Annotated in this window: 19 protein-coding genes; 10 read left to right on the top strand and 9 right to left on the bottom strand. The window is 71.9% G+C overall.

Features of this window, described 5'->3' with window-relative positions; genetic code table 11:
- Positions 1-35 precede the first annotated feature (35 nt).
- From WQ56_RS02425 to cutA, 3 genes are read right to left on the bottom strand one after another with little or no spacing between them, the layout of a single operon-like run.
- Positions 36-641: a TlpA disulfide reductase family protein gene (locus tag WQ56_RS02425; RefSeq protein WP_047135477.1), complete on the bottom strand. Its 606-nt coding sequence runs from the start codon at positions 639-641 to the stop codon at positions 36-38.
- A complete protein-coding gene (locus WQ56_RS02420) occupies positions 638-3,082 on the bottom strand; it encodes a protein-disulfide reductase DsbD (RefSeq protein WP_047135476.1) in 2,445 nt (814 codons plus the stop codon). The genes WQ56_RS02425 and WQ56_RS02420 overlap by 4 nt, the downstream gene beginning before the upstream one ends.
- A 44-nt stretch (positions 3,083-3,126) precedes the next feature.
- Entirely contained in the window at positions 3,127-3,465 is a 339-nt protein-coding gene (gene cutA / locus WQ56_RS02415; RefSeq protein ID WP_047135475.1) for a divalent-cation tolerance protein CutA, read from the bottom strand.
- A gap of 178 nt (positions 3,466-3,643) precedes the next feature.
- On the opposite strand from cutA, the gene WQ56_RS18975 reads away from it, so the two are divergent.
- The 5 genes from WQ56_RS18975 to WQ56_RS02390 all read left to right on the top strand — a co-directional run bounded on the left by WQ56_RS18975 (position 3,644) and on the right by WQ56_RS02390 (position 10,402).
- Positions 3,644-4,129, top strand: coding sequence for an acyloxyacyl hydrolase (locus WQ56_RS18975; protein ID WP_052772778.1), 486 nt, complete (start codon positions 3,644-3,646; stop codon positions 4,127-4,129).
- Between the two features lie 219 nt (positions 4,130-4,348).
- Positions 4,349-4,639: a co-chaperone GroES gene (groES, locus tag WQ56_RS02405; RefSeq protein ID WP_047135474.1), complete on the top strand. Its 291-nt coding sequence runs from the start codon at positions 4,349-4,351 to the stop codon at positions 4,637-4,639.
- Between the two features lie 133 nt (positions 4,640-4,772).
- On the top strand, positions 4,773-6,413 hold the full coding sequence (gene groL / locus WQ56_RS02400; RefSeq protein ID WP_047135473.1) for a chaperonin GroEL: 1,641 nt from the start codon (positions 4,773-4,775) through the stop codon (positions 6,411-6,413).
- 479 nt (positions 6,414-6,892) lie between these two features.
- The gene (locus WQ56_RS02395; protein WP_047135472.1) at positions 6,893-9,085 is read left to right on the top strand and encodes a hypothetical protein; all 2,193 of its coding nucleotides are present in this window, start codon (positions 6,893-6,895) and stop codon (positions 9,083-9,085) included.
- Between the two features lie 243 nt (positions 9,086-9,328).
- Positions 9,329-10,402 (top strand): 3-deoxy-7-phosphoheptulonate synthase, encoded by a 1,074-nt coding sequence (locus WQ56_RS02390; protein ID WP_047135471.1) that lies wholly within the window; start codon positions 9,329-9,331, stop codon positions 10,400-10,402.
- A 150-nt stretch (positions 10,403-10,552) separates the two neighbouring features.
- Here WQ56_RS02390 and WQ56_RS02385 read toward each other — a convergent pair whose 3' ends face one another.
- Positions 10,553-11,761 carry an NAD(P)/FAD-dependent oxidoreductase gene (locus WQ56_RS02385; protein ID WP_047135470.1) on the bottom strand — a complete coding sequence of 403 codons (1,209 nt, stop codon included), beginning with the start codon at positions 11,759-11,761 and terminating at the stop codon, positions 10,553-10,555.
- Between the two features lie 162 nt (positions 11,762-11,923).
- Between WQ56_RS02385 and WQ56_RS02380 the strand changes: the two genes are divergently transcribed.
- Both WQ56_RS02380 and WQ56_RS02375 read left to right on the top strand, forming a co-directional pair.
- Positions 11,924-13,135, top strand: a complete 1,212-nt coding sequence (locus tag WQ56_RS02380) for an FAD-dependent oxidoreductase (RefSeq protein ID WP_047135469.1) — start codon at positions 11,924-11,926, stop codon at positions 13,133-13,135.
- A 32-nt stretch (positions 13,136-13,167) separates the two neighbouring features.
- On the top strand, positions 13,168-13,434 hold the full coding sequence (locus WQ56_RS02375; protein ID WP_047135468.1) for a GIY-YIG nuclease family protein: 267 nt from the start codon (positions 13,168-13,170) through the stop codon (positions 13,432-13,434).
- Positions 13,435-13,471: 37 nt separating this feature from the next.
- Here WQ56_RS02375 and WQ56_RS02370 read toward each other — a convergent pair whose 3' ends face one another.
- Positions 13,472-14,992 carry an acetyl-CoA hydrolase/transferase family protein gene (locus tag WQ56_RS02370; RefSeq protein WP_047135467.1) on the bottom strand — a complete coding sequence of 507 codons (1,521 nt, stop codon included), beginning with the start codon at positions 14,990-14,992 and terminating at the stop codon, positions 13,472-13,474.
- 116 nt (positions 14,993-15,108) lie between these two features.
- On the opposite strand from WQ56_RS02370, the gene WQ56_RS02365 reads away from it, so the two are divergent.
- From WQ56_RS02365 to rpoH, 3 genes are all read left to right on the top strand, one after another.
- Entirely contained in the window at positions 15,109-16,242 is a 1,134-nt protein-coding gene (locus WQ56_RS02365; RefSeq protein WP_047135466.1) for a UDP-N-acetylglucosamine--N-acetylmuramyl-(pentapeptide) pyrophosphoryl-undecaprenol N-acetylglucosamine transferase, read from the top strand.
- Positions 16,243-16,805: 563 nt separating this feature from the next.
- Complete coding sequence (gene glnE, locus WQ56_RS02360; RefSeq protein WP_047135465.1) at positions 16,806-19,580, top strand: bifunctional [glutamate--ammonia ligase]-adenylyl-L-tyrosine phosphorylase/[glutamate--ammonia-ligase] adenylyltransferase; 2,775 nt, start codon at positions 16,806-16,808, stop codon at positions 19,578-19,580.
- A 191-nt stretch (positions 19,581-19,771) separates the two neighbouring features.
- On the top strand, positions 19,772-20,650 hold the full coding sequence (gene rpoH / locus WQ56_RS02355) for an RNA polymerase sigma factor RpoH (RefSeq protein ID WP_047135464.1): 879 nt from the start codon (positions 19,772-19,774) through the stop codon (positions 20,648-20,650).
- Positions 20,651-20,795: 145 nt separating this feature from the next.
- Here rpoH and zupT read toward each other — a convergent pair whose 3' ends face one another.
- The 4 genes from zupT to WQ56_RS02335 form a co-directional block, all read right to left on the bottom strand.
- On the bottom strand, positions 20,796-21,605 hold the full coding sequence (gene zupT, locus WQ56_RS02350; protein ID WP_047135463.1) for a zinc transporter ZupT: 810 nt from the start codon (positions 21,603-21,605) through the stop codon (positions 20,796-20,798).
- Between the two features lie 22 nt (positions 21,606-21,627).
- Entirely contained in the window at positions 21,628-22,977 is a 1,350-nt protein-coding gene (locus WQ56_RS02345; protein ID WP_082132131.1) for an NAD(P)/FAD-dependent oxidoreductase, read from the bottom strand.
- Between the two features lie 306 nt (positions 22,978-23,283).
- The gene (locus tag WQ56_RS02340) at positions 23,284-26,112 is read right to left on the bottom strand and encodes a valine--tRNA ligase (protein WP_047135462.1); all 2,829 of its coding nucleotides are present in this window, start codon (positions 26,110-26,112) and stop codon (positions 23,284-23,286) included.
- Between the two features lie 113 nt (positions 26,113-26,225).
- A complete protein-coding gene (locus WQ56_RS02335) occupies positions 26,226-26,648 on the bottom strand; it encodes a DNA polymerase III subunit chi (protein ID WP_047135461.1) in 423 nt (140 codons plus the stop codon).
- Between the last annotated feature and the right edge of the window lie 52 nt (positions 26,649-26,700).

The following is a 26,700-nucleotide window of genomic DNA, read 5'->3' as shown; positions in this document are numbered from 1 at the left end:
TCGGCGATTTTAAACGGCCGTTTGATTTTTCGGCGTCACGGCGACGCCCAGTCTCCCGTTTCGCCGGGCGCGAACGGCCCGATCCGCTGCCGGCGCAGTCGGCCGTCGGCGTCGATCAGCACGGTGTACGGCAGCACGCCGCGCGGATTGCCCAGACGCACGCCGGCGTCGGCCGGGCCGGGAGTGTCGATCGCGATCGGATAGTCGACCGGGATGCGGTGCAGGAAGGCCGCGACCGCGTCGCGGTCGTCGAGCGCGACGCCGAGCACCTGGACGCCGTCGGCGCCCTGTTCGCGGGCGAAGCGGTCGAGTTCGGGCATCTCCTCGATGCACGGGCCGCACCAGCTGGCCCACAGGTTCACCAGCACCGGGCGTCCGGCGTAGGCATCGGGCAGGCGCAACCGGTCACCGTCGAGCAGGGCGACCTCGAAGCCGGACACGGGCTCGCCGCGCCGGGCCACGTGCACGCCGTCGGGCGGCGGGTCGGCGGCGGCGACCAGCGCATCGTTGTACAGGCGCTGGCCGGTCTCGGTGCCCAGCAGCGGTCCCGGCCCGGACACGAACAGGCTGGCGAGCACGCCGAGCCCGCCGGCCACGACGGCGACCGCGACGATCGCCAGCGTGCCGCCGCGCGGCCTCATGGCGCCGCGCCCGCGCGCTCGAGCGCTCCGGTCACGACCGCATCGCTCAGCAGCGCAGGCAGCACCTCGCCGTCGCCGCCGCCGCGCGGGTAGACCACGTACAGCGGCACGCCGACCGCGCCGTGCGTCTCGAGGAATGCGCCGATCTGCGGGTCGACGTTGGTCCAGTCGCCGACCATGTAGGTCGCGCCGGCGCGCGCCAGAGCCTCGCGGAACGGCGGTCGCGACAGCACCCGGCGCTCGTTGGCCTTGCAGGTCACGCACCAGTCGGCGGTCATGTTGACGAACACCGGCGTGCCGGCCTCGCGCAGCGCCTGCAGGCGCTGCGCCGAATACGCCACCTCATCCTCTGTGTCGGCAGCGACTGCGTGGGGCGTGTCGGACTGCGCGTGGCGGACCGCGTAGGCGGCCGGCAGCAACGACAGCGCCAGCAGGCCCAGCGCCAGTACGCGCGACACCGCGCCCCCGGTCCAGCGCCGCCGCTCGAACCACCACAGCGCGAGCGCGAACAGCACCAGGCCGGCGAGCAGCAGCGTCATCGCGTTCACGCCCGACTGCCGTCCGAATACCCACAGCAGCCACAGCGCGGTCAGGTACATCGGGAACGCCAGCGCCTGCTTGAACGTCTCCATCCACGCGCCGGGCCGGGGCAGGCGGTCGGCGAGTGCCGGCACCAGACCGATCGCCAGGAACGGCAGCGCCAGGCCCAGGCCGAGCATCAGGAACACCGCCAGCGCGAGCGGCGCGGGCGCAGCGAACGCGTACGCCAGCGCGCCGCCCATGAACGGCGCGATGCAGGGGCTCGCGACCACGCAGGCGAGCACCCCGGTGAAGAAGTCGCCGCTCGGCCCGGTGCGCGCGGCCAGCGCCTGGCCCAGGTTGCCGACCCGCCCGCCGAGCGTGAACACGCCCGACAGGCTCAGGCCGACCGCAAACATCAGATACACCAGCGCGGCCACGAACCACGGCTGCTGCAGTTGGAAACCCCAGCCCAGCGCCTGGCCGGCGGCCCGCAGCGCGAGCACCAGCAGGCCAACCGCGGCGAACGCGACCAGCACGCCGGCCGTGTACCACAGCGCATGCGCCCGGGCCCGCGCGCGGCTGCCGCCGCTCTGCGCCAGGCCCAGCACCTTCAGCGACAGGATCGGCAGCACGCAGGGCATCAGGTTGAGCACCAGGCCGCCGAGCAGGGCCAGGCCCAGCGCCGCGAACAGGCCGGTGCGCGGCGTCGTGGGCGGCCGGGTGCGGGCCGCGTTGTCGGCGGTCGCGTCGGTGCCTGGGTCGGGGGCGGCCCCCGCGACGGGGACGTCCCCGGCCGCCGGTGGCGCGGTCTGCGCGTCGGCGCCGGCCTGCGCTGCGCCGGGCCCGTCCGTCGGCCCGGCGTCGGGCCCGGACAAGGGCGACGCGGGCGCGGTCGCAGCGGCCACGGTCGAGCCCGCAGGCAGCGCCACCGGCACCCGGCGCGTCATCGGCGGATAGCAGATGCCGTCGGTCTGGCAGCCCTGGAACGTCGCCACGATCTCGACGTCGGCGGCATCGGGCCGGCTGCGCAGCAGCGGCAGCGGCACGTCGACCTGGTCGAAGTAGACGGTCACCGCGCCGAAGTGGTCGTCGTGATGCGCGGTGCCGGCGGGCCAGCGCGGCGCGCCGGCGCGGATGCCCGCCGCGCCCTCGACGGCGAAGCGGTTGCGGTCCCGATAGAGGTAGTAGCCCGGCGCCGGGGTGAAGCGCATCAGCACCGTGTCGCCGTCGTGCGCGATGGCCTCGAACGCGAACGCGCGCTCGGGCGGCAGCGCGCTTCCCGGCGCGCCAAGGACGGGGGCCGCGCCGCCGCCGGGGCCCGATAGTGCGCGCCCCAACGCCGCGAAACCGGCATCGGCATCGCCGGTCCCGCCTGCGGCCGCGGCCGGTTGCGGGGCTGCGGTCGGCGCCCGGGATCCCGGTTTCGGGCCAGGCAACGCGACCTGCAGCGTGCGGGTCTGCGGCGGATAGCAGATGCCGGCATCCGCGCAGCCCTGGTACTTGACCTGCAGCGCGACCCGTCGCGTGCCGGGCGCCGGCTGTCCGTCCAGCGTCGCGACCAGGCGGCCGCGGTAGGTCTCGACCTCGCCGAAGAACTCGTCGACGTGGCGCCGGCCGTCGGGCAGCGCCAGCGTGCCCGCGCCGAAGCTGCCGTCGGGGACCCGGGCCGCGGTGCGGTGGCGATAGAGATAGTAGCCGTCTGCGATCCGCCAGCGGATCTCGATCCGGTCGTGCGCGACCGCGGCCGCGGAGACGGCCAGCGCCTCGTCCACGGGCAGCACGTCGTCGAGGCCGACCGCGGCGGCCGGCAGCGCGGTGCCCAGCAGGCAGGCGGCGAGCAGGCCGTGCCAGATGCGGCGGGTGAGGTGGCGAACGTGCCCGGCCGGGAAAATGCGGGCGGCGGGAGAGGATGGACGCATCGCGGCAGTATCGCAGGGCGCGGCGCGCGATGCCCAACCGCGGTTCAGGGCGCGTCGACGTCCCGGGCAGTGCCGGTCTCGGCGTCGATCCAGTGCAGGTAGTCGGCGAGGCCACCGGCGACCGGCAGCGCGACGAGCTCGGGCACGTCGTAGGGGTGCAGCGTCGGCAACCGTGCCGTCAACGCCGCCAGGCAGGCGTCGGTGGTCTTGATCACCAGCAGCGTCTCGGCCTCGGCGTGCACGCGGCCGTCCCACCGGTACACCGACCGCACGCCGGGCACGATGTTCACGCAGGCCGCCAGCCGGTCCTCCACGAGCGCCTGCGCGAGTCGCTGCGCGCTGGCGTCGTCGGGGCAGGTGCTGAGGCAGACGAGGGCGGGCATGCGGCCACGGTATCGGGTCGGCCCCGAACATGCACGGGCCGTGCACGCGGGCCGCGCCACGCTGCGGCCGCCCGGTGGGGATGCACCATCCCGCCGGTGGGGCGGCGCACCGCGCCTTATTAGTGAACCCGCCGGTATAATTTCTCCCCCTTTCCCCGAGCCGTCCCGGCGGTCCCCCATGCGTCCAGTCCACTCCCTCGTCCTCGCCGCCACCCTGTCGCTGGCCGCCCCGCTCGCGGCGCAGGCCGCTTCCCCCATCGACGTCGGCCTCGGCGCCTCCGCCACGCGCGAGAACGAGACCACCGCCGTCGCCACCGTCGCCTGGCTGCCCGAGTGGCGGCGCACCGCCAGCGGCGTGCTGCGCTGGGAGCTGGGCGCGATCTACGTCCGGGGGCGCGACGGCACCCGCTTCGACCTCGACGAGGATGTCGGTGTGGTCCACGGCGGCGCGCGCTACGAGCGCGACAACGGCTTCACCGCCGGCTTCGGCGTCGGCGCGCAGATCGGCCGCACCGACGCGCTGTCGGGCAACCCGCAGTTCGTCAGCACGATCGGCTGGCGCTGGCAACGCTTCTCGCTGCTGGCCCGGCACATCTCCAACGCCAGCATCAAGCAGCCCAACGACGGCGAGACGATGCTCGTCGCGGCCTGGCGCTTCCGCTGAGTGGCCGCCCGACGGGTCGGCTCCGAGTCGGGGGCCGCGCATCGTCGGTTCGATCGAAAAATTTTCGACGCGCCCCTTGTAAACCTGCGACGGGGTCCCATCTCCCGTCGCGTCCCGGTTTGCCGGGCTGCGTGCGCCGCGCGTTCTGGCAGTCCCTACGGGCGAGTGCTAGAATTCGGGCCCGTTTTCTTCACAATCAATCACTTAGAGAGGGTTGGAATGAGCAATCTCAAGCCGCTGTACGACCGCGTCGTGGTCAAGCCCGTCGAGGCCGAAGAGAAGAGCGCCGGCGGCATCCTGATCCCGGACAACGCGAAGGAAAAGCCGACCAAGGGCGAGATCGTCGCGGTCGGCGAGGGCAAGGCCCTGGACAACGGCAGCGTGCGTGCGCCGAAGGTCAAGGTCGGCGACATCGTGATCTACGGGCAGTACTCGGGCAGCGCCTACAAGGCCGACGGCATCGAATACAAGATCGTGAAGGAAGACGACATCCTCGCCATCGTCGGTTGATTGACGGCGGGGATTCGGGATTCGGGAACGGGGATTGGAGACGGCAACCGCCGCGCCCCGTTCCCTGCGAGTCGACCGTCCCCCCGCCTTTTCGAATCCCCAATCCCAAATCCCCAATTCCGGAGTTTGTTCAATGGCTGCTAAGGAAATCCGCTTCGGCGAAGACGCGCGCACCAAGATGGTCCGCGGCGTCAACGTCCTCGCCAACGCCGTCAAGGCGACCCTCGGCCCGAAGGGCCGCAACGTCGTGCTCGAGAAGAGCTTCGGCGCGCCGACGATCACCAAGGACGGCGTGTCCGTCGCCAAGGAGATCGAGCTGGCCGACAAGTTCGAGAACATGGGCGCGCAGATGGTGAAGGAGGTCGCGTCCAAGACGTCCGACAACGCCGGTGACGGCACCACGACCGCGACCGTGCTGGCCCAGGCGTTCATCCGCGAGGGCTCCAAGGCCGTCGCCGCCGGCATGAATCCGATGGACCTCAAGCGCGGCATCGACAAGGCCGTGCAGGCCGCCGTCGCCGAGCTCAAGAACCTGTCCAAGCCGACGGCCGACGACAAGGCGATCGCCCAGGTCGGCACGATCTCGGCCAACTCCGACGAGTCGATCGGCACGATCATCGCCGACGCGATGAAGAAGGTCGGCAAGGAAGGCGTGATCACGGTCGAGGAAGGCTCGGGCCTGGAGAACGAACTCGACGTCGTCGAGGGCATGCAGTTCGACCGCGGCTACCTGTCGCCGTACTTCGTCAACAACCAGCAGTCGCAGACCGCCGACCTCGACGATCCGTTCATCCTGCTGCACGACAAGAAGATCTCGAACGTCCGTGACCTGCTGCCCGTCCTCGAGGGCGTGGCCAAGGCCGGCAAGCCGCTGCTGATCGTCGCCGAGGAAGTCGAGGGCGAGGCCCTGGCCACGCTCGTCGTCAACACCATCCGCGGCATCGTCAAGGTCGTGGCCGTCAAGGCGCCGGGCTTCGGCGACCGTCGCAAGGCGATGCTCGAGGACATGGCCGTGCTGACCGGCGGCACCGTGATCTCCGAGGAAGTGGGTCTGTCGCTCGAGAAGGCGACGATCAACGACCTGGGCCGCGCCAAGAAGGTGCAGGTCTCCAAGGAGAACACCACGATCATCGACGGCGCCGGCGACACCGGCTCGATCGAGTCGCGCATCAAGCAGATCAAGGCGCAGATCGAGGAGACCTCCTCGGACTACGACCGCGAGAAGCTGCAGGAGCGCGTGGCCAAGCTGGCCGGCGGCGTGGCGGTGATCAAGGTCGGCGCATCGACCGAGATCGAGATGAAGGAGAAGAAGGCCCGTGTCGAAGACGCCCTGCACGCCACGCGCGCAGCGGTCGAGGAAGGCGTGGTCCCGGGCGGTGGCGTCGCGCTGATCCGCGCGCTGGCCGCGATCTCCGACATCAAGGGCGCCAACGAGGACCAGAACCACGGCATCGCGATCGCGCTGCGTGCGATGGAAGCCCCGCTGCGCGAGATCGTGACCAACGCCGGCGAAGAGCCGTCGGTCATCGTCAACAACGTCAAGGGCGGCACCGGCAACTACGGCTACAACGCCGCCAACGGCGAGTACGGCGACATGGTCGAGTTCGGCATCCTGGACCCGACCAAGGTCACCCGCACCGCGCTGCAGAACGCCGCGTCGATCGCCGGTCTGATGATCACGACCGAGGCGATGGTCGCCGAGCTGCCGAAGAAGGAAGAGCCGGCGATGCCGCCGGGCGGTGGCATGGGCGGCATGGGCGGCATGGATTTCTGATCCGGCGCCTCCGTCGTACCGCGACACCCGAAGACCCCCGCGCAAGCGGGGGTCTTTTTTTTTGGCCGACAGGCACTGGCATCTGTCACACGATTGGTGTCTGCTGCAGGGACGGGGGGACATCACGGAGCGGCGGGGCCGTGCCGGTTCCCGGCCGCGCGTCGACGTCCCGCCAACGGGGCCAGGCACCATGACGACAGAGCAGCAGACGCGGTGGACGGTGAGCGGCGCCGTATCGAGACGAGTCCGGGACTTCGGCAAGGCGACGGCCAAGGCGCGGTCATGGCAATGTCCCTGGCCGGTCGCGGCGTGGGTGGGACTGCGCTATGCGCTGACCGGCGACAGTGGGCGCTTCCGCAGCCACGCCGGGTGGCGCGTGTCGCGGATCAGCCGGGAATAGCGGTCCTGTCCGGCCAACGAGCGCGATGCCGGCCCCGGCGTGTTCGGTGTCGTCACCGGCGATCGGCGATGCTGTCGTCATGACGACCGCGTCCACCTCCTGGCTCCGCGCGCATCGGCGCGGGCTGCGTCGTGGTGCGTTCGCGTTCGCGATCCTCTACGCGGTATACCTCGTCGCCGCCAACATGTTCCTCAACAGCGCGCTCGGCGAGCGGATCATCAACCGCAAGCCCGGGCGCTACCACGCGCAGTGGACCTGGGCGATGAGCCTGTATCCCGGCCACATCCATGCACGTGGCGTGGTGATGGGTGGCCATGCGCGGACGAATCGCTGGACGGTCGCCAGCCCGCGCGCCGACGGGCGGATCAAGCTGCTGCCGTTGCTGTGGCGCGAGGTCGCGTTCGGCACGATCCGCGCACGCGACGTGTCGGTACACGTGGCGCGCACGCCGGACGACATGCCGACCACCAAGCGGCCCGGCCGGGCGCCGTGGACGCTGCGCTTCGATGCGATCACCACGCCGAGCCTGCTGCGCTTCGACTTCTACGAGGCCCGGGTGACCGGCCATGGCAAGGCGCGCTTCGTGTTCGAGAAGCAGCTGCAGGGCGGGGCGATGGCGGTCGGGCGCTCGACGCTGGAGATGCCCGATGCGACGCTGCACGTGGGCGACGTGGCGCTGCTGCGCCAGGGCGCGCTGACGTTCGAGATCGCGATGCCCGCGCACATCCGCGAGCAGGCGCAGGGCGCGGAGAAACTGGTGCTGCTCGATGCGCGCATGCGCGTCGACGGGCCGGCGCCGGGCATCGATCTGGTCGCGCGCAACGACGATGCGCTGCCGATCGGCGCCGCCGCGACGTCCGGCCATCTGCGCGCCGACCTCGCCCTCGAGCGCGGCGTGCTGATGCCCGGCAGCCGGCTCGACTGGTCGGCCCCGGTGTTCTCGCGCGGGGCCGACGGCACGGCCCTGCGCCATCCGCTCGGGGTCGCGCTGCGCACCGCGCCCGATGCGATCGCGTTCGCGGCCCGGGTTCCCGCGCCTGCGGCCGGGGCGCCCTGGCTACGCGCCGACCTGCGCGTCGACGACCGCCGGCTCGGCCCGGACGACTGGCTGCGCCCGGTGCGGGCGGTGGCCGGCACCGTCGAGACGCAGTGGCCGGCGGTGCCGCTGCGCTGGATCGACCTCATGCTCGACGACGTCGACTGGCTCGCCTTCGACGGCCGCGCCGATCTCGACGCCGCGCTGGCGCTGCAGCAGGGCCGGCTGCGGGCGGGCAGCCGGATCGACGTGCGCGATGCGCGCCTGCGCGCCCGCGTGCTCGACAACCGGTTCGAGGGCGCGGCGCACGCCGCGATGCGGCTGGATGAGGCCGATGGCGGCGAGCCGCGCACCACGATCGCGATCGCGATGGACCGCTTCACGCTGGCGCCCGAGGCCACGCCTGCCCGCATCGACCTCGAGGGACGCGACCTGCGCCTGGACCTGGCCGCGACCGGGCCGCTGGCCGAGTTCCACGAACACCTCGACGCGCGGCTGCGCTTCGAGGATGCCCAGGTGCCCGACCTGCGCAGCTTCAACCGCTACCTGCCCGGCGACAGCGCCCGGCTGCTGGGCGGCAGCGGGCAGGCGAGCGGCGACCTGCGGCTGGACAACGCCGGCGAGATGGCGAGCGGGCGCATGCAGGTGCGCGGGCGCGGTGTCCGTCTGGCGCTGGGGCCGTCGCGGCTGACCGGCGACGTCGCGCTCGACAGCCGGCTCACGCGCATGCAGAAGGTCGGCCGGCGCTACACGATCGACGCGCTGGCCGTGACGCTGGACGGCGTGCGGCTCGAGGAGGCGTCGCGCACGCAGGCGCCGCCGTGGTGGGCGCGCCTGGCGCTCGAGCAGGGCACGCTCGACTGGCGCGAGCCATTCGAGGTGAGCGGCCGCGGCCGCGTCGACATGCGCGACGTCAGCGTGCTGCTGGGCCTGTTCGCCGAACGCCGCGTGCTGCCGCGCTGGATCGGCAACCTCGTCGACGCCGGGCAGGTGCACGCGACCGGCGACCTGCGCGTGCGCGGCAACGAACTGGTGTTCGACCGCATCGCGGCGCGCAACGACCGCGTCGACCTGCAGGCGCGCCTGCGGATCGCCGACGGGCGGCCCCATGGCGATCTGTACGCGCGCTGGGGGATCCTGGGCCTGGGCGTGGAACTGCAGGACGGCGAGCGCACGCTGCACATCGCGGGCGCCCGGGACTGGTACGAGGGGCGGCCGCCGCTGCTGCCCAGGTGAGGCCGGCCGGCGAATCGTCGCAGATGCAACGGTCGCATCGCCGCGATCGACGTGGTATCAATGCCCGCATGAACCGTCGCGCCGCCGCCTTCTTCTACTGGTATTCGTTTCCGACGCCCCCGGCGGTGGAAGGTCTGCGCGTACCCTGACGATCACGGTTCACACGCATCCCCGAAAGCCGCCAGCGACCCTGGCGGCTTTTTTCATGCCCGTTCCTTTCTCCTCTTCCCAGGAATGTCCCCGATGCCCCCCGATACCGACGACCTGCGCATCCGCGACCTGCAGCCGCTGACGCCGCCGATGCGACTGCTGGCCGAACTGCCGTGCGACGAGGCGATGTCCGCCACCGTCGCCGGCGCGCGCGCGGCCTGCCACGCCATCCTGCACGGCCATGACGACCGGTTGATCGTCGTCGTCGGCCCCTGCTCGATCCACGACCCGGTCGCGGCGATGGACTACGCGCGCCGGCTGCGCGCATTGCGCGACACGCTCGGCGATGCGCTGGAGCTGGTCATGCGCGTGTACTTCGAGAAGCCGCGCACGACGATCGGCTGGAAGGGGCTGATCAACGACCCGGATCTCGACGGCAGCTTCCGCATCGACCGCGGCCTGCGGCTGGCGCGCGGGCTGCTGCGCGACGTCAACGCGCTGGGGTTGCCGGCCGGCGTGGAATTCCTCGACATCATCAGCCCGCAGTACCTGGCCGACCTGGTCGCCTGGGGCGCGATCGGCGCGCGCACGACCGAGAGCCAGGTGCATCGCGAAATGGCGTCCGGGCTGTCGTGCCCGGTCGGCTTCAAGAACGGCACCGGCGGCGACGTGCGCATCGCGGTCGACGCGGTCGGCGCGGCCTCGCACCCCCACCATTTCCTCGCCGTGGGCAAGGACGGCCGCTGCGCGGTCGCCGCGACCGCCGGCAATCCCGATTGCCACGTCATCCTGCGCGGCGGCGCGCAGCCCAACTACGACGCGGCGAGCGTGGACGCCGCGGCGCAGGTGCTCGCCGCCGGCGGCCTGCGTCCGGCGCTGATGGTCGACGCCAGCCACGCCAACAGCGGCAAGAACCCCGACAACCAGCCCGGTGTGATCGCCGACATCGCGCGTCGGATCGAGGGCGGCGAGCGGCGCATCGTCGGCGCGATGATCGAAAGCCACCTGGTCGCCGGCAAGCAGGCGCTGACGTCCGGCCGGCCGCTGACCTACGGCCAGAGCATCACCGACGGCTGTATTGACTGGGCGACCACGGTCGACGTGCTCGACCGGCTGGCCGACGCGGTGCGCGCGCGTCGCACGCGCGAGGCCGCGCAGGCCGCCTGAGCGGCGAGGTCCTGCGTAGGCGCGCGCTCGCGCGCGATGGGCTGCCCCGGGGATGCCCTCGCGGCCAAGGCCGCTCCTACAGGGATTGGCGCGCTGCTGTAGGCGCGCGCTCGCGCGCGACGGGTCGGCTCGGAGTGTCGCGCACCCGAATCACGCCGCCTCGCCGGCCGCCATCCCCGAGGCCCATGCCCACTGGAAGTTGTAGCCGCCCAGCCACCCGGTCACGTCGAGCACCTCGCCGACGAAGTACAGCCCCGGCGCGTGCCGCGATTCAAGGGTGCGCGAGGACACCGCGTCGGTGTCGACGCCGCCGAGCGTGACCTCCGCCGTGCGATAGCCTTCGGTACCGCTGGCGACCAGCGGCCAGGCCTGCAGCAGCGCCGCGGTGTCGTGCAGTTGCGCCGGCGTGTACTGGCGCATCGGCCGGCTCGCCAGCCACACCTCGCACAGCCGCTGCGCGAAGCGGCGCGGCATCACGTCGGCGAGCACGGTCCGCAGTTCGGCCGCCGGGCGCTCGGACTGCTGCGCCTGCAGCCAGGCCAGCGCGTCGCGGCCCGGCAGCAGGTCCAGGCGCAGGTCGTCGCCGGGCTGCCAGTACGAGGAAATTTGCAGGATCGCCGGCCCGCTGAGGCCGCGGTGGGTGATCAGCATGCGGTTGCGGAACGCGGCGCCGTTGCAGCCGGCCTCGACGTCGAGCGCGACGCCCGACAGCGCGGCCAGCCGTTCCTGGTGCTTGCCGCTGAGGGTCAGCGGCACCAGTCCGGCGCGCGTGGGCAGCATCGAGTGACCGAACGCGCGCGCGATCTCGTAGCCGAACCCGCTCGCGCCCAGGCTCGGGATCGACAGCCCGCCGGTCGCCACGATCAAGGACGCGCAGTGCAGCGTGCCGATCGCGGTCTCGAGCCGGAAGCCGCCGTCGACCGCCCGCGGCAGCTGCACCGCGCAATGCGTGCGGACCTGCACGCCGACCGCCTGCGCCTCGTCGAGCAGCAGGCGCACGATCTGCTTGGAGGAGCCGTCGCAGAACAACTGGCCCAGCTCCTTCTCGTGCCAGGCGATGCCATGGCGGTCGACCAGTTCGATGAAGTCCTGCGGCGTGTAGCGGGCGAGCGCGGACTTGCAGAAATGCGGATTCGACGACAGGTACTGCGCCGGCGTGGTGCCGGTATTGGTGAAATTGCAGTGGCCGCCGCCCGACATCAGGATCTTCTTGCCGACCTTGTTGGCGTGGTCGAGCACCAGGACGCGTCGGCCGCGCCGTCCGGCCGCGATCGCCGCCATCAGTCCGGCCGCGCCGGCGCCCAGCACGATCACGTCCGGGTCCTGGCGGGGCGGCGGGGCGGGAGCGGGGTCGGACATCGGGTCGGGCGCGGCGAGGACGGGGGCGCAGTCTAGGCGGTCCGCGGCCGCACTGCCTCGCGAGCGCCCGCGCCGTGGAGCGACGCGGCCGACCGGCACGTCCTCCGCGCCGCACTCACATGGCGATGAATAGGCTGCGCCATCTTCCCCGGTGGCGATGCCATGGATCTCAAGAGCGGCTATCCGTTCTGGGCCGTCCGCAACGGCCTGATGCACGCGTTCCCGAAGCTGGACGAGGACCTGCGGTGCGACGTGCTGGTGATCGGCGGCGGCATCACCGGCGCGCTGATCGCCGACGAGCTGGCCGCTCACGGCCACGAGGTCGTCGTGGTCGAGCAACGCGACGTCGCCTGGGGCAGCAGTTCGGCGAGCACCGCGCTGCTGCAGTACGAGATCGACACCCACCTGGTGGACCTGGCACGGCGCTACGGCGAGGACGCCGCGGCGCTGGCCTACCGCGCCTGCGGCGAGGCGATCGACCTGCTTGCCGGCGTCGCCCGCGACGTGCGCGACGTCGACTTCGAGCGCACCGGCAGCCTCTACTACGCCAGCCGGCGGCGCGACGTGTCGGCGCTGCAGGACGAGTACCTCGCGCGCCGGCGGCACGGGTTCGACGTCGAGTACCTCGACGGGCCGTCGGTGCAGGCGCGCTACGGCTTCGAGGCGCCGGCCGCGCTGCTCAGTGCGCAGGCCGCGCAGGTCGATCCCTACCGCTTCGCCTCGCGACTGCTGGCGCGGCTGGCTCGGCGCGGGGCGGGCGTCTTCGACCGCAGCACGATCGTCGACCTGCAGGCGCGCAGCCGCGACGTGGTCGCCACGACCGAAGCGGGCGCGCGGGTGCGGGCCCGCCACGTCGTCGTGGCCGCGGGCTACGCCAGCCAGCACTGGCTGCCGCGGCGCGTGGCGCGCAACCGCAGCAGCTATGCCTTCGTCACCGACCCGCTGGACGACGACCTGCCCGAGCGGCTCGCGCGGCTGCTGGTCTGGGAAACCGCGCGGCCGTACCTGTACCTGCGCACCACCGGCGACCGCCGGCTGTTGATCGGCGGCGAGGACGACGACATCGACGTGCCGGCCCGCCGCGATGCGCGCGTGGACAAGAAGGCACGGCGGCTGATGAAGCGCGTCCACGCGTTGTGGCCGGAGCTCGATCTGCAGCCGACGTTCGCCTGGGCCGGCACGTTCGCCGAGACCGACGACGGGCTCCCGTTCTTCGGTCCGCACCCGGCCACCGGGCCGCGCGTGCACTACGCGATGGCCTACGGCGGCAACGGCATCACCTACTCGATGCTCGGCGCCGGCCTGCTGCGCGCGGGGATCGAGCGCCGCCGGCATCCGCTGGCCCGGCTGTTCGCGTTCGATCGCGTGGATTGACGCCTGCGCGCGCGGGCGCCGATCATCCCGCGATGACCGCTGCGCGCCCCTGGTACCTCTACCTGCTCGAATGCCGGGACGGCAACTGGTACGCCGGCATCACCAACGATCTCGACGCGCGGTTCGAAGCGCATGCGGCCGGTCGCGGCGCGAAGTACACGCGCGCGCATCCGCCGCTGCGGGTCCTCGCCAGCCGGCCCTACGCCGACCGCGCCAGCGCCTCGCGCGCCGAATGGCAGCTCAAGCGTCAGCCGCGCGCGCGCAAGCTGGCCTGGCTGCAGGCGCAGCCCGAGGTCTGACCTCGCGCCGCGTCCGTCCGGCCGCGCGACCGCCGGCTCAGCGCACCGCGCGCATGTCGCCGGTGTCGAGCCAGCGCTGGTGCCATGACAGCGCCTCGGGCAGCAGGTGCGGCGTGTGCTTGCCGTAGCTCTCGCGCAGCGCGCGCGCGAAGTAGTCCTCCAGCGCGTCGCGGTAGAGCGGATGCGCGCAGCGGTCGATCAGCACGCGCGCGCGCTGCTTGGGCGACAGGCCGCGCAGGTCGGCCAGGCCGTGCTCGGTGACGACGATCGAGACATCGTGCTCGGTGTGGTCGACATGGCTGACCATCGGCACGATCGAGGAGATCGTGCCGCCCTTGGCGGTGCTCGGGCTCATGAAGATCGACAGGAAGCCGTTGCGCGCGAAGTCGCCCGAGCCGCCGATGCCGTTCTGCATCCGGCTGCCCATGATGTGGGTCGAGTTGACGTTGCCGTAGAGGTCGACCTCGACCATGCCGTTCATGCCGATGCAGCCCAGGCGGCGCACGAGTTCGGGATGGTTGGAGATCTCCTGGGTGCGCAGCACGATGCGCTCGCGGAAGAAGCCGATGTTGGCCTCGAAGCGCAGGCTGGCCTCCGGGCTCAGCGCGAAGCCCGTGCACGAGGCGCTGCGCAGCACGCCCGATTCGAGCAGGTCGAGCATGCCGTCCTGGATGACCTCGGTGAACGCGGTCAGGTCGCGGAAGCCGCTGTCGGCCAGGTTCGCGAGCACCGCGTTGGGGATGTTGCCCACGCCCGACTGCAGCGGCAGCAGGCCCTTGGGCAGCCGGCCCTTGGCGACTTCGTGCTGCAGGAACTCGACCAGGAACGCGGCGATGCGCTGGCTCGCCTCGTCGGGCGGATTGAACGGGCTGTTGCGGTCGGGGGCCGCGGTGCGCACGATCGCCACGATCTTGTCCGGGTCGCAGCGCAGCGCGGTGTCGCCGATGCGGTCGTCGGCGTGCTCGAGCGGGATGGGGCGCCGCTGCGGCGGCAATGCGGTGCCGTAGTAGATGTCGTGCATGCCCTCGAGCGCGAGCGGCTGCGCGTCGTTGACCTCCACGATCACGCGCTTGGCCAGGTCGAGCCAGGTCTTGCTGTTGCCGACCGAGGTCGACGGCACGATCGTGCCGTCCTCGCGGATCGCCACCGCCTCGATCACCGCCACGTCGATGTCGCCGTAGAAGCCGAACCACGCGTGCTGGGCGACGTGGCTCAGGTGCGCGTCGATGTAGGCCAGCGTGCCGTCGTTGATGCGCCGGCGGGCCTCGGGGTCGCTCTGGAACGGCAGGCGCAGCGCGATGCCGTCGACCTTGGCCAGCGCGCCGTCGAGCTCGGGCGCGGTCGAGGCGCCGGTCAGCAACCGGATCTGGAACGGCTGCCCCGCCGCGTGGACCTGCTCGATGCGCGCGGCCAGCGCCACCGGCACCGCCTTGGGATAGCCCGAGCCGGTGAAGCCGCTCATCGCGACGGTCTGGCCCGGCTCGATCAGCGCGGCGGCCTGTTCGGGCGTGACGATGCGGCTGCGCAGGCCGGCGTGGCGGATACGGTCTTCGGTCATGGCGGGCACGAGGGGACGGAAGCGGCGATTATCGCGTGGGCGGATGGATCGTGCAGGGGCGATGCGCCGGCGCGCGCTCGCTATAGTCGTGCCCCCCGTTCGCGCCCGGATCCGCCATGTCCCCGCCTGTCGCCCGTTTCTCGCTTCCCGCCGTCGCCTGCGCCGCAGGCGGCACCGGGGGCCACCTGTTCCCGGCCGAGGCCCTGGCGCGGGAGCTGCAGCGGCGCGGGCATCCGGTGGTGATCTACACCGAGCGCCGCGGCGCGGCCTACACCCAGGCGCTGGCCGGGCTCGACCACGTGGTGCTGCCCGCGCGCAGTCTCGAAGGCGGGCTGCGCGGCAAGCTCGCCGCCGGGCTGACGATCCTGCGCGCGGCCTGGCAGGCGCGCACCGACATGCGCCGCCGCGGCGTCGGCGTGCTGGTCGGCTTCGGCGGCTACCCGAGCTTCGCCCCGGCGCTCGCGGCCAGGAGCCTCGGCAAGCCGCTGCTGCTGCACGAGCAGGGCGCGCGGCTGAGCCTGGCCAACCAGAAGCTGCTGCGGCTGGCCGACGGCGTGGCGACCTCGTTCCCCGCGACCGCGGGGCTCGACGGGTTCGATCCGGCGCGCGTCGTCGACACCGGCAACCCGGTGCGCGCCGCGATCCTCGACGCGCGCGGCGACTACCCCGCGCTCGGCGGCGACGCGCCGCTGCGGCTGCTGGTCGTGGGCGGCAGCCAGAGCGCGCGCGTGTTCGGCGAGGTCGTGCCGCCGGCGCTGCTGCAACTGCCCGATGCCCTTCGCCGGCGGTTGCAGGTCTCGCTGCAGATGAAGGGCGGGGCGGCCGGCGAGGTCGAGACCGCATTGCGCACGGCCGGCATCGAGGCGACCGTGCGCCCGTTCTTCGACGACATGGGCGCGCGGTTGCGCGACGCGCACCTGGTCGTCACCCGAGCCGGCGCGACGACCGCGGCCGATCTGCTGACCGTCGGGCGTCCGGCGGTCATGGTGCCGATCCCGCAGGGCGGCTCGCGCGACGAGCAGCGCCGCAACGCGGAGGCGCTCGCGGCCGCGGGCGTGGGCTGGTGCGTGCCCGAGCCCGAGCTAACTGCGGAGCGCCTGGCCGCATTGCTCGTGGACGCATTCGCATCGCCGACCGTGCTGCCCGCGGCCGCGCGTGCCGCCCTGGCGCTCGGGCGCCCGGATGCCGCGTCGGCCCTGGCCGACCGCGTCCAGGCCGCACTCGGGATCGGCGACGGCACGGCGGCCTAGCCCCACACCGGGCGTGTTCGACCTGAATGCGTAGGGTTTGGTGAACCCGCGAGTATCGTTTTGCAGTGCAGCGTGCATCCCGCCGAAGAGTCTTCCAATATCGCCCCGCACCCGACGTGGGGGAGGGAGCAAGCCCGTAACCGGTTCGCCGGAAGCGGGCTTTTTTTTTGGCTCTTCGGCGAGCGCGACTTCTTCCAGCGGGCCGCTCTCGGTCCCCGAACTCAGGTTGCAAACGTCCAAGGCAGCGGACTGACGGCCGGTGGCTGGGCCGGACCGATCCGAGAAGCGGAGTGGGCGCGCGCCCGAGTCGAGGCAGGGTGAGCCTGGATGGCGTGCGCGGCACTGCCGCGCATCCACGCGAACGCCACGCGTGCTTCGCGTGGCCGGACCGCGAAGCGGCCCTTGCCGAGGGAAGAGCGGCTTCCGGCCGGTAGGCCGCTGCCCATCCGAAGTGGAACGTCCATTCCGCTAGTTTGGGAGAAGAGCCTTCTTTGACGCTTCTTCTCGGTCGTGGAAGTGAGCGTCTCCTGTTTCGGACCGGCGGCCACTGTCATGATGGCGGGATGACCGCCGATCCCCGTGCCGCGCTCGATGCGCATGTCGAACGCCTGCTGGCCCGCCTGCCCGATGACGTGCGAGGCGACGCCGCGGCGATGGCGCGCCTGCGCCCGGTCGCGATCGCCAGCGACGTCGCGATCGAGGTCCTGCAGCGCCAGCCCGAGCTGCTGCGGGCGTTGCTGGCGGACGACGGCGACACGGCGCCCGCGCCGCCGCGACTGCATGCCGGCAACGGCGGTGACTGGCCGATGCTGCTGCGCCGCTACCGGCTCGCCTGCTCGACGCGGCTGATCTGGCGCGACGTGCATGGCATCGACGACGTTGCCGCGACGCTCGCCGGCAGCACGCAGCTGGCCGAGGCCTGTCTGCAGTGCGCGCTCGATGCGCTCGAGCATGCGTTCGCGGGCCGCCACGGCGTCGTGCGCGACGGCGACGGGCGCGTCGTGCGCCTGGTCGTGTTCGGACTCGGCAAGCTCGGCGGCGGCGAACTCAACTTCAGTTCCGACATCGACCTGGTCTACGGCTTCGAATCGGCCGGCGAGAGCGACGGTGCGCGTCCGCTGGCGGCCGAGGACTATTTCACCCGGCTGGGGCAGCAGTTGGCGCGGCTGCTCGACGAGATCACCGGCGACGGCTTCTGCCATCGCGTCGACCTGCGCCTGCGTCCGTTCGGCAACGCGGGCCGCATCGCGCTGAGCTTCGCAGCGATGGAGCAGTATTTCCAGCGCGAGGGACGCGACTGGGAACGCTACGCCTGGCAGAAGGCGCGGCCGGTGGCCGGCGACGTCGCGGCGGGCGCGCGGTTCCTCGACCTGCTGCGGCCGTTCGTCTACCGCCGCTACCTCGACTTCGGCGCGCTCGACGGCCTGCGGCAGATGAAGGACATGATCGCCGCCGAGGTCGCGCGCCGGGAGCTGGCCGACGACATCAAGCGCGGCGACGGCGGCATCCGCGAGATCGAGTTCCTGGCCCAGGCGCTGCAGCTGATCCGCGGCGGCAGGGAACCGGCGCTGCGCGAGCGCCGGCTGCTGCCCGCGCTGCGGGCGCTGCACGCGGCCGGCCAGCTCTCGGACGAGGCGTTGGCGCGGCTGCAGGCCGCGTACCGGTTTCTGCGCCGGCTGGAGAACCGGTTGCAGATGCTGCGTGATGCGCAGACCCACGTGTTGCCGGCCGATCCGCTCGACCGACTGCGGATCGCGTCCGGGCTCGGGTACGCCGACTGGGACGCGCTCGATGCCGAGTTGCGGCGCCAGCGCGGCCACGTCGCGCACGAATTCGACGCGCTGCTCGCGGTCCGCAGCCAGCAGCGGCATGTCAACACCGACAGCGACCTGGCGACCTGGTGGCGCGCACTGCCCGATGGCGGCGATGCGCAGACGCTGGCGGCCGCCGGCTTCGACGACGCGGGCAACGTCGCCGACGCGTTGCGCGACTTCGCGCGTTCGCCGAGCGTGCGCGACCTGTCGGACAACGCCCGTGCGCGGCTCGACCGGCTGATGCCGGTGCTGCTGCAGGCGTCGGCGCCGGCCGACCGGCCTTTGCAGGCGGTGCGGCGACTGCTGGCGCTGCTGCACAACATCCTGCGGCGCGCGAGCTATCTCGCCCTGCTCGACGAGCAGCCGGCCGCGCTGGCGCGGCTGGTGGACGCAGTGACCCGCAGCGCGTTCCTCGCCGAGCGCCTGGCCGCGCATCCGCTGCTGCTCGACGAACTGCTCGACGCGCGCGTCGAGGGGCCGCTGCCCGAGCGCAAGGGCCTGGCGGCGCAATGCGCGCGCGCCCTGCAGCAGCCCGACCTGGAGGCCGCGCTGCTCTCGCTCAACGAGATCCGCCAGCAGCTGAGCTTCCGGATCGCACTGGCCACGCTCGACCGCCGGCTCGACGCACCGGCGGCGACCCGCCAGCTCGCCTGGCTGGCCGACGCGGTGGTCGAGGTGGTGCTGGCGCTGGCGATGCGCGAACTCGCGGCCGCGCACGGCCGGCTGCCGGATGCGCGCTTCGCGGTGGTCGGTTACGGCAGCCTCGGCGGCGAGGAGCTGGGGTTCGGCTCGGACCTCGACCTGGTGTTCCTGTACGACGCGCCGGCCGACGCGCAGTCGGACGGCGCGCGTCCGCTCGACGCCCAGCGCTGGGCCGCTCGGCTGGCGCAGAAGATCGTCGCGCTGCTGGGCACGGTCACCGGCGGCGGCCGGCTCTACGACGTCGACGTGCGCCTGCGCCCCGACGGCGGCAAGGGGCTGCTGGTCTCGTCGCTGGCCAGCTATGCGGAGTACCAGCGCGGGCGCGCGTGGACCTGGGAGCACCAGGCGCTGGTCCGGGCGCGCGTGGTGGCCGGCGAGCCGTCGATGCGCGAGGCGTTCGAGTCCGTCCGCAACGCCACGCTGGCCCGGCCGCGCGACCCGGCGGCGCTGCGTGAGGAGATCGCGGCGATGCGCCGGCGCATGCGCGGCGAACTCGACCGCTCCACTGCCGACCGGTTCGATCTCAAGCAGGGCGACGGCGGACTGGTCGACCTGGAGTTCCTGGCCCAGTCGCTGGTCCTGCAGGGCGCCCCGACGCACCCGGCGCTGCTCGGCCCCAGGGCCACCCCGCTGCTGCTGGAGGCCGCCGCGACCGCGGGCCTGCTGGCGCCAGCGCAGTGCGACGCGCTCCAGGCGGCGCACGCCCGGCTGCTGGCGTCCGCGCTGGCGTGCATGCTCGACCGCCGCCCGCGCATCGCCGCACAGTCGCAGGCGCTCGCGGACGTCCGGGACACGATCCGGCGCATCGCGGCCTGGGGCTGACTTTCATCGTGGATTCGCGTGGCGGCGGGCACACTGTCGGCGCTCGTCGGTGCTGCAACGGGCCCACGCTGAATCCATCCGTTTTCGTGAACGAAGCCTGTCCAGACCCCGCGTAACGTTCCATGACCGGAACACTCGGGAACTTCCGGCGGCCTTAGCAGTCATAACTGGAGACTGCTACCATCCTTTTCATGAGCACGCAGACGATGACCCAAGCCCTGGTTGCCAACAGCCTGCCGATTCCCAGCCCGCTGGGTTCGCTCGATGCCTACATCGGCGCCGTGCACCAGATCCCGGTGCTGACGGTCGAGGAAGAGCAGGCCCTCGCCCAGCGCTACCGCGACCACGAGGATCTGGACGCGGCGCGCGAGCTGGTCCATTCGCACCTGCGCTTCGTCGTCCACGTCGCCCGCGGCTACAACGGCTACGGCCTGCCGCTGGGCGACCTGATCCAGGAAGGCAACATCGGCCTGATGAAGGCCGTCAAGCGCTTCGATCCGGATGTCGGCGTGCGGCTGGTGAGCTTCGCCGTGCACTGGATCCGCGCGGAGATGCACGAGTTCATCCTCAAGAACTGGCGCATCGTCAAGGTCGCCACGACCAAGGCGCAGCGCAAGCTGTTCTTCAACCTGCGCAAGAGCAAGACCCGCCTGGGCTGGCTCAACGCCGAGGAAGTGCGCACCGTCGCCGCAGACCTCAACGTGTCCGAGCGCGAGGTGCTGGAGATGGAGTCGCGCCTGTCGGGCCGCGACATCGGCTTCGACGCGCCGGCGGGCGAGGACGACGACAACGCACCGCCGGCGCCGGTGGCCTACCTCGTCGCGCAGGACGAGGACCCGGCCCAGGCGTACGAGCGCAGCGACAGCGAGGCCGACCAGCTCGAACTGCTGCGCGCGGGGCTCGCCAACCTCGACGCCCGCTCGCGCGACATCATCCGGCGCCGCTGGCTCGACGACGAGCACAAGGTGACGCTGCAGGAACTGGCCGACGAGTACGGCGTGTCGGCCGAGCGCATCCGCCAGGTCGAAGCCAACGCGCTGAAGAAGATGAAGGCGCTGTTCGCGGCCTGAGCCCGCGCCCATCGATGGTGTTCCAGGACGGCCCGCGCAAGCGGGCCGTTTCCGTCTGGATCTCTGCTCGGATGGTTCGAGGGGCGCGACGCCGTGGGATCACGTCCGCGCAGCGCGAGTCTTCAGCGCCGAACCTGATGCATCCTCACCACTTGAACAGCACCAGGCTCAACGCCAGTGCGGCCATGCCGGCGACGAGGCCGTAGACGGTCTCGTGGCCCTTGGCGTAGCGCTTGGCGGCGGGCAGCAGTTCGTCGAGCGCGAGGAAGACCATGACGCCGGCGATGAGGCCGAAGACGGTGCCGAACACGGGCTCGGACAGAAACGGACGCAGCAACGCATAGCCGATCAGCGCGCCCAGCGGCTCGGCCAGGCCCGACAGCAGGCACGCCAGGAACGCGTAGATCTTGTTGTTGGTCGCGAAGTAGACCGGCACCGCGATCGCGATGCCTTCGGGGATGTTGTGGATCGCGATGGCGAACGCGAGCGGCAGGCCGACGCCGGGGTTCTCGAGCGTGGCGAAGAACGTCGCCAGCCCTTCCGGGAAGTTGTGCGCGGTGATCGCGACCGCCGTCAGCAGGCCGACGCGCTTGATGTAGCCGGCGTTGTGCTCGCGGAAGTAGGGGTCGTCCACCTCCAGGCGCTCGTGCGGGTTGGGCACCAGCCGGTCGATGGAGACGATGAACAGCACGCCGCCCAGGAACGCGAGCGTGCCCCAGGTGAAGCCGAGCTGCTCGCCGTAGGCCTCGGTGAAGGCGAGGATCGACTTGTCGAGGATCTCGGTCAGCGACACGTAGACCATCGCGCCGGCCGCGAACGCGAGCCCGAAGGCGAGCAGGCGGGCGTTCGGCTGCCGGGCGAAGATCACCAGCAGGCTGCCCAGGCCGGTGGCCAGGCCGGCCGCGGTGGTGACCCCGAGCGCGGTCAGGAAATGGTGGGTCGAGATGTCGAGCATGGCGGGCCGGATCGGAGAAGGCTCAGTCCGGCGCCGTGTCCGGCGTCGACGGATGAGCGGCCATGCTATCCGAAGCCTGCAGCGGCCGGTCGTGTACCGGCGCGTCGGGGCCGACCTCAGGCGGCGGGCCGAAGATGATCCGTGCCGCGCGCCGGTGGGTCCAGTACGCGAGCGTCCAGTTGAGCAGCACGACGACGCGGTTGCGGAAGCCGATCAGGAAGAACACGTGCGCGACCAGCCAGAACCACCACGCAGGCGCGCCCGAGAGCTTGAGCCGGCCCAGGTGCACGACGCCGGCCATGCGACCGATCGTGGCGAGGTTGCCGTAGTCGCGATAGGCGAACGGGGCCCGCGGCCGCCCGGCCAGGTCGGCGCGCAGGTTCGCCGCGGCGTGTTCGCCCATCTGCTTGGCTGCCGGCGCCACGCCCGGCACCTGGCGGCCGCCGCTGTCGACGGCGACCATGTCGCCGATCGCGTAGATGTCCGGGTGGCCGGGCACGGTGAGGTCCGGCTCGACGCGCAGGCGGCCGGCGCGGTCGCGCGGCGTGTTAAGCAATGCACCCAGCGGCGAGGCGGCGACGCCGGCCGCCCAGATCACGGTCCGCGCGGCGATCCGCCGGTCGCCCAGCCGGTAGCCCTCGGCGTCGATGTCGGCGACCGGCTCGCCGGTGAGCACTTCCACGCCGAGCTTCTCGAGCTGGCGGCGGGCCCGGGCCGACAGGTCCTCGGGGAACGACGCGAGCACGCGCGGCCCGGCCTCGAGCAGGCGTACCCTGGCCAGCGCCGGGTCGATGTGGCGGAACTCGCTGCGCAGCGTATGGCGCGCGATCTCGGCCAGCGTGCCGGCCAGTTCCACGCCGGTCGGCCCGCCGCCGACGATGGCGAAGCTCAGCCATGCGGCGCGGGCGTCGGGATCGGTCTCGGCCTCGGCGCGCTCGAAGGCCAGCAGCATGCGGCGACGCAAGTGCAGCGCGTCGTCGAGCGTCTTCAGGCCCGGCGCGTGCGGCGCCCACTGGTCGTTGCCGAAGTAGGCGTGGGTGGCGCCGGCCGCCAGCACCAGGCGGTCGTAGCCGAGCGTCATGCCGCCGTCGAGCGTGAGCGTGCGTGCGGCGGGATCGATGCCCTCGACCTCGGCCATGCGGATCTCGACGTTGCGCTGGCGCCGCAGGATGTGGCGCAGCGGCGCGGCGATGTCCGGCGCCGACAGCCCGGCGGTCGCCACCTGGTAGAGCAGCGGCTGGAACAGGTGGTGGTTGCCGCGATCGATCAGCGTGATGCGGACCGGTGCGCCGGCCAGGGCGCGCGTGGCCCAGAGGCCGGCGAAGCCGCCGCCGACGATGACGACGCGCGGATGGTCGGAAGAAGCGGACATCGCGGCCCCACGGTGCGGAGATGCCTCGATTCTAAGGCGCCGGCGCGACGACGCGCCGTGTTCCGATGCATCGGCGTGTTCCACCGCAATCCCGTGTGCGGGCACTCCCGTCCGTGCGTTCTGTGTCGAGAATCGCATCGCGCCGGCATCGGGTCGTCCTGCTCTCCGATCCGCTCTCGCAATGCGTCCAGCGCCTGCCGGGTGCCGTGACCACCAAGCGGATATCGGGCCGCGATTGGGCGCGGTACCCGGCAGGCGCACCCGCAGGCACCGCATCATCACCCGCTGCGTCGCGCGCGCGTCGCCTTACAGCCGCGCGCGCTGGGCCGCGAGCGCGTCGCGTTGCGCGGTCCAGTCGGCCAGGCGCTGGCGCTCCTGTTCGACGACCGTCATCGGCGCGTTCCTGACGAAGGTCTCGTTCGACAGCTTGCCGTGGCACTTGGCCAGCTCGCCCTCGACGCGCTTGAGCTCCTTGTCCAGGCGCACGCGCTCGGCGTCGAGGTCGACGAGCCCTTCGAGCGGCACGTACAGCGCGAGTTCGCCGACCAGCGCGGTCGCCGCCGGCGGCGGGTCGCCCTCGAGCCGGTCGATGCGCTCGAGCCGGACGAGGAAGCGCAGCTGCGAATCGAAGCGGTGCAGGCGCTCGGTCGACAGCGGGTGGTCCTCGCGCGTCAGCAGCACGATCTGGCGCGACGGCGACACGCCCAGCTCGCTGCGGATGCGGCGCAGTGCGCTGACCATCTGCTTGAGCCACTCGACGTCGGCGTCGGCCTTGGAATACGCGGCCACCGCCTGCGCATCGGCCTGCGGGTAAGGGCGCAGCGAGATCGTCGTCGCCTCGATGCCCAGCCGCGGCGCGACCTGGCGCCACAGTTCCTCGGTGACGAACGGGATCAGCGGGTGCAGCAGTCGCAGCAGCGATTCGAGCACGTGCAGCAGCGTGCGACGGGTGCTGTCGGCGGCCGCCGCGTCGGTGCCCGACAGCGCGGGCTTGGCGAGCTCGACGAACCAGTCGCAGAACTGGTTCCAGGCGAATTCGTACAACGTCTGCGCGAGCAGGTCGAAGCGGTAGCTCTCGAAGTGCGTGCGGGCCTCGTTGGCGACCTTGTCGAGCCGGGACAGGATCCACTGCTCGGTGTCGGTCACCGGCCAGGCGGCGTCGGCCGCGGGGGCGAAGCCCTCGGTGTTCATCAGCACGAAGCGCGTCGCGTTCCACAGCTTGTTGCAGAAGTTCTTGTAGCCCTCGGCCCGGCCGAGGTCGAACTTGATGTCGCGGCCGGGGCCGGCGAGCGCGGCCATCGTGAAGCGCAGTGGGTCGGCGCCGTGCGCGGCGATGCCCTCGGGGAACTCCTTGCGCGTGGCCTTCTCGATCTTCGGCGCGTCCTTGGGCTTCATCAGCCCGGTGGTGCGCTTGGCGACGAGGTCCTCGATCGCGATGCCGTCGATGATGTCGAGCGGGTCGAGCACGTTGCCCTTCGACTTGGACATCTTCTGGCCGTCCTTGTCGCGGACCAGGCCGGTCATGTAGACGTCGCGGAACGGCACCTGGCCGACCAGGTGGTCGGTCAGCATGATCATCCGCGCCACCCAGAAGAAGATGATGTCGAAGCCGGTGACCAGCACGCTCGAGGGCACGAAGTGCGCGAAGCCGCGTTCGCCCATCGCCGTCGCGTCCGGCCAGCCCATCGTGCCGATCGGCCACAGGCCCGACGAGAACCAGGTCTCTAGCACGTCGCTGTCCTGTGTCAGCGCGACGTCCGGCCCCAGGCCCGCCTTCTCACGCGCCTCGGCTTCGGTGCGGGCGACATAGATGTTGCCTGCCGCGTCGTACCACGCCGGGATGCGGTGGCCCCACCACAGCTGGCGGCTGATGCACCAGTCCTGGATGTTCTCCATCCAGTGGCGATAGGTGCTGGTCCAGTTCGGCGGGACGAACCTGACCGCGCCGCTCTCGACCAGTTCCAGGCCGCGTTGGGCCAGGCCGTCCATCGCGACGAACCACTGGTCGGTCAGATACGGCTCGATGACCTGGCCGGTGCGGTCGCCGCGCGGCACCTGCAGCTTGTGCGGACGTGCCTCCAGCATCAGCCCTTCGGCTTCGAGTTCGGCGAGCACGGCCTTGCGCGCGTCGAAGCGGTCCAAGCCGCGGAAGCGCTCGGGCGCCGCGTCGTTGAGCGCGGCCTCGGGCGTGAACAGGTTGATCGTCGGCAGGCCGTGGCGCTGGCCGACCTGGTAGTCGTTGAAGTCGTGCGCGGGGGTCACCTTGACCACGCCGGTGCCGAAGGCACGGTCGACGTAGGCATCGCCGATCACGGGGATCGTACGGCCGGTCAGCGGCAGTGCCACGGTCTTGCCGATCAGCTGCGCGTAGCGCGGATCCTCCGGGTGCACCATGACCGCCGTGTCGCCGAGCATCGTTTCCGGACGCGTGGTGGCCACGACCAGATGGTCGCGCGTCTCGCGCAGCGTCTCGTGGCCGTCGGCGTCGGTCTCGACGTGTTCATAGGTCGCGCCGTCGGCCAGCGGATAGCGGATTTCCCACAGGAAGCCGTCCTCCTCCTCACTGACGACCTCAAGGTCCGAGATCGCGGTCTTGAGCACCGGATCCCAGTTGACCAGGCGCTGGCCGCGGTAGATCAGGCCCTGCTCGTGCAGGCGCACGAAGGCCTCGACGACCGCCTGGGACGGCTGCGGGTCCATCGTGAACGTCGTGCGCGACCAGTCGCCCGACGCGCCCAGCCGGCGCATCTGGCGCTCGATCGTGCCGCCCGACTCGGTCTTCCACTCCCACACTTTCTCGATGAAGCGCTCGCGGCCCAGCGAATCGCGCGTGTCGCTGCTGCCGGCGAGCTTGAGGTTGCGCGAGACCACCATTTCGGTCGCGATGCCGGCATGGTCGGTGCCCATCTGCCACAGCGTGCGGTAGCCGCGCATCCGGTGGTAGCGCACCAGCGCGTCCTGCAGCGTGTGCTGGAACGCGTGGCCCATGTGCAGCGTGCCGGTGACGTTGGGCGGCGGCAGCAGGATCGTGTAGGCCGGCCCGTCGCCCTGCGGCGCGAACACCCCGCCGGCCTCCCATTCGGCGTACAGGCGGGCTTCGAAGGAACCGGGGTCGTAGCTGGAGGCGAGGGGCATGGGGCGTCGGGATTCGGAAGTGGGGATTCGGGATTGGGAAGGCGGGGCTCCGGAGCGGGGCGGGATTCATCGCTCGAATCCCGAATCCCCAATCTCGGATCCCGGCCCTCCACTCACATGTCGTGCTTGGACACCTCGAGTCCGGCAGCCTTGTAGTGGCGCCAGCGCTCGCGCAGGGGCTCGCGGGCCGAGTCGTCGGCGGGGACGACCTCGAGCACGCGCTCGAAGCCGCCGTCGACCGCGGCGTCGCGCAGGTTGATGACCAGCGCGCGCATCGGGGTGTCGGCGCCGGGAGCCGCGATCAGCACCGGCGCCTCGTCGTCCTCGTCGTCGGTGCCGGCGATCTGGTGCGGAATGTACGCGTCCTCGCCCATGTCCCACAGCATGTCGTCGAGCATCTCGGCCTGCGCCATGTCGCGCGCGAGCACCAGCGTCCACTGCTGCGCGGCATAGGCCTTGCGCACCAGTTCGCAGACCAGCCGCAGCGGCTCGTCGCGGAACCGGGGCTTGGCGATCAGATAGAAGTCGGCGCGCATGCGGGCAGGGATCGGAAATTCGGGGGTCGGGATTCGGAAGAACGGGACCGGG

The sequence above is a fragment of the Luteimonas sp. FCS-9 genome (genome assembly GCF_001014645.1).
In the GTDB taxonomy this organism is placed as follows: Bacteria; Pseudomonadota; Gammaproteobacteria; order Xanthomonadales; family Xanthomonadaceae; genus Luteimonas.
This window is presented reverse-complemented; position numbering and strand designations above follow the sequence as displayed.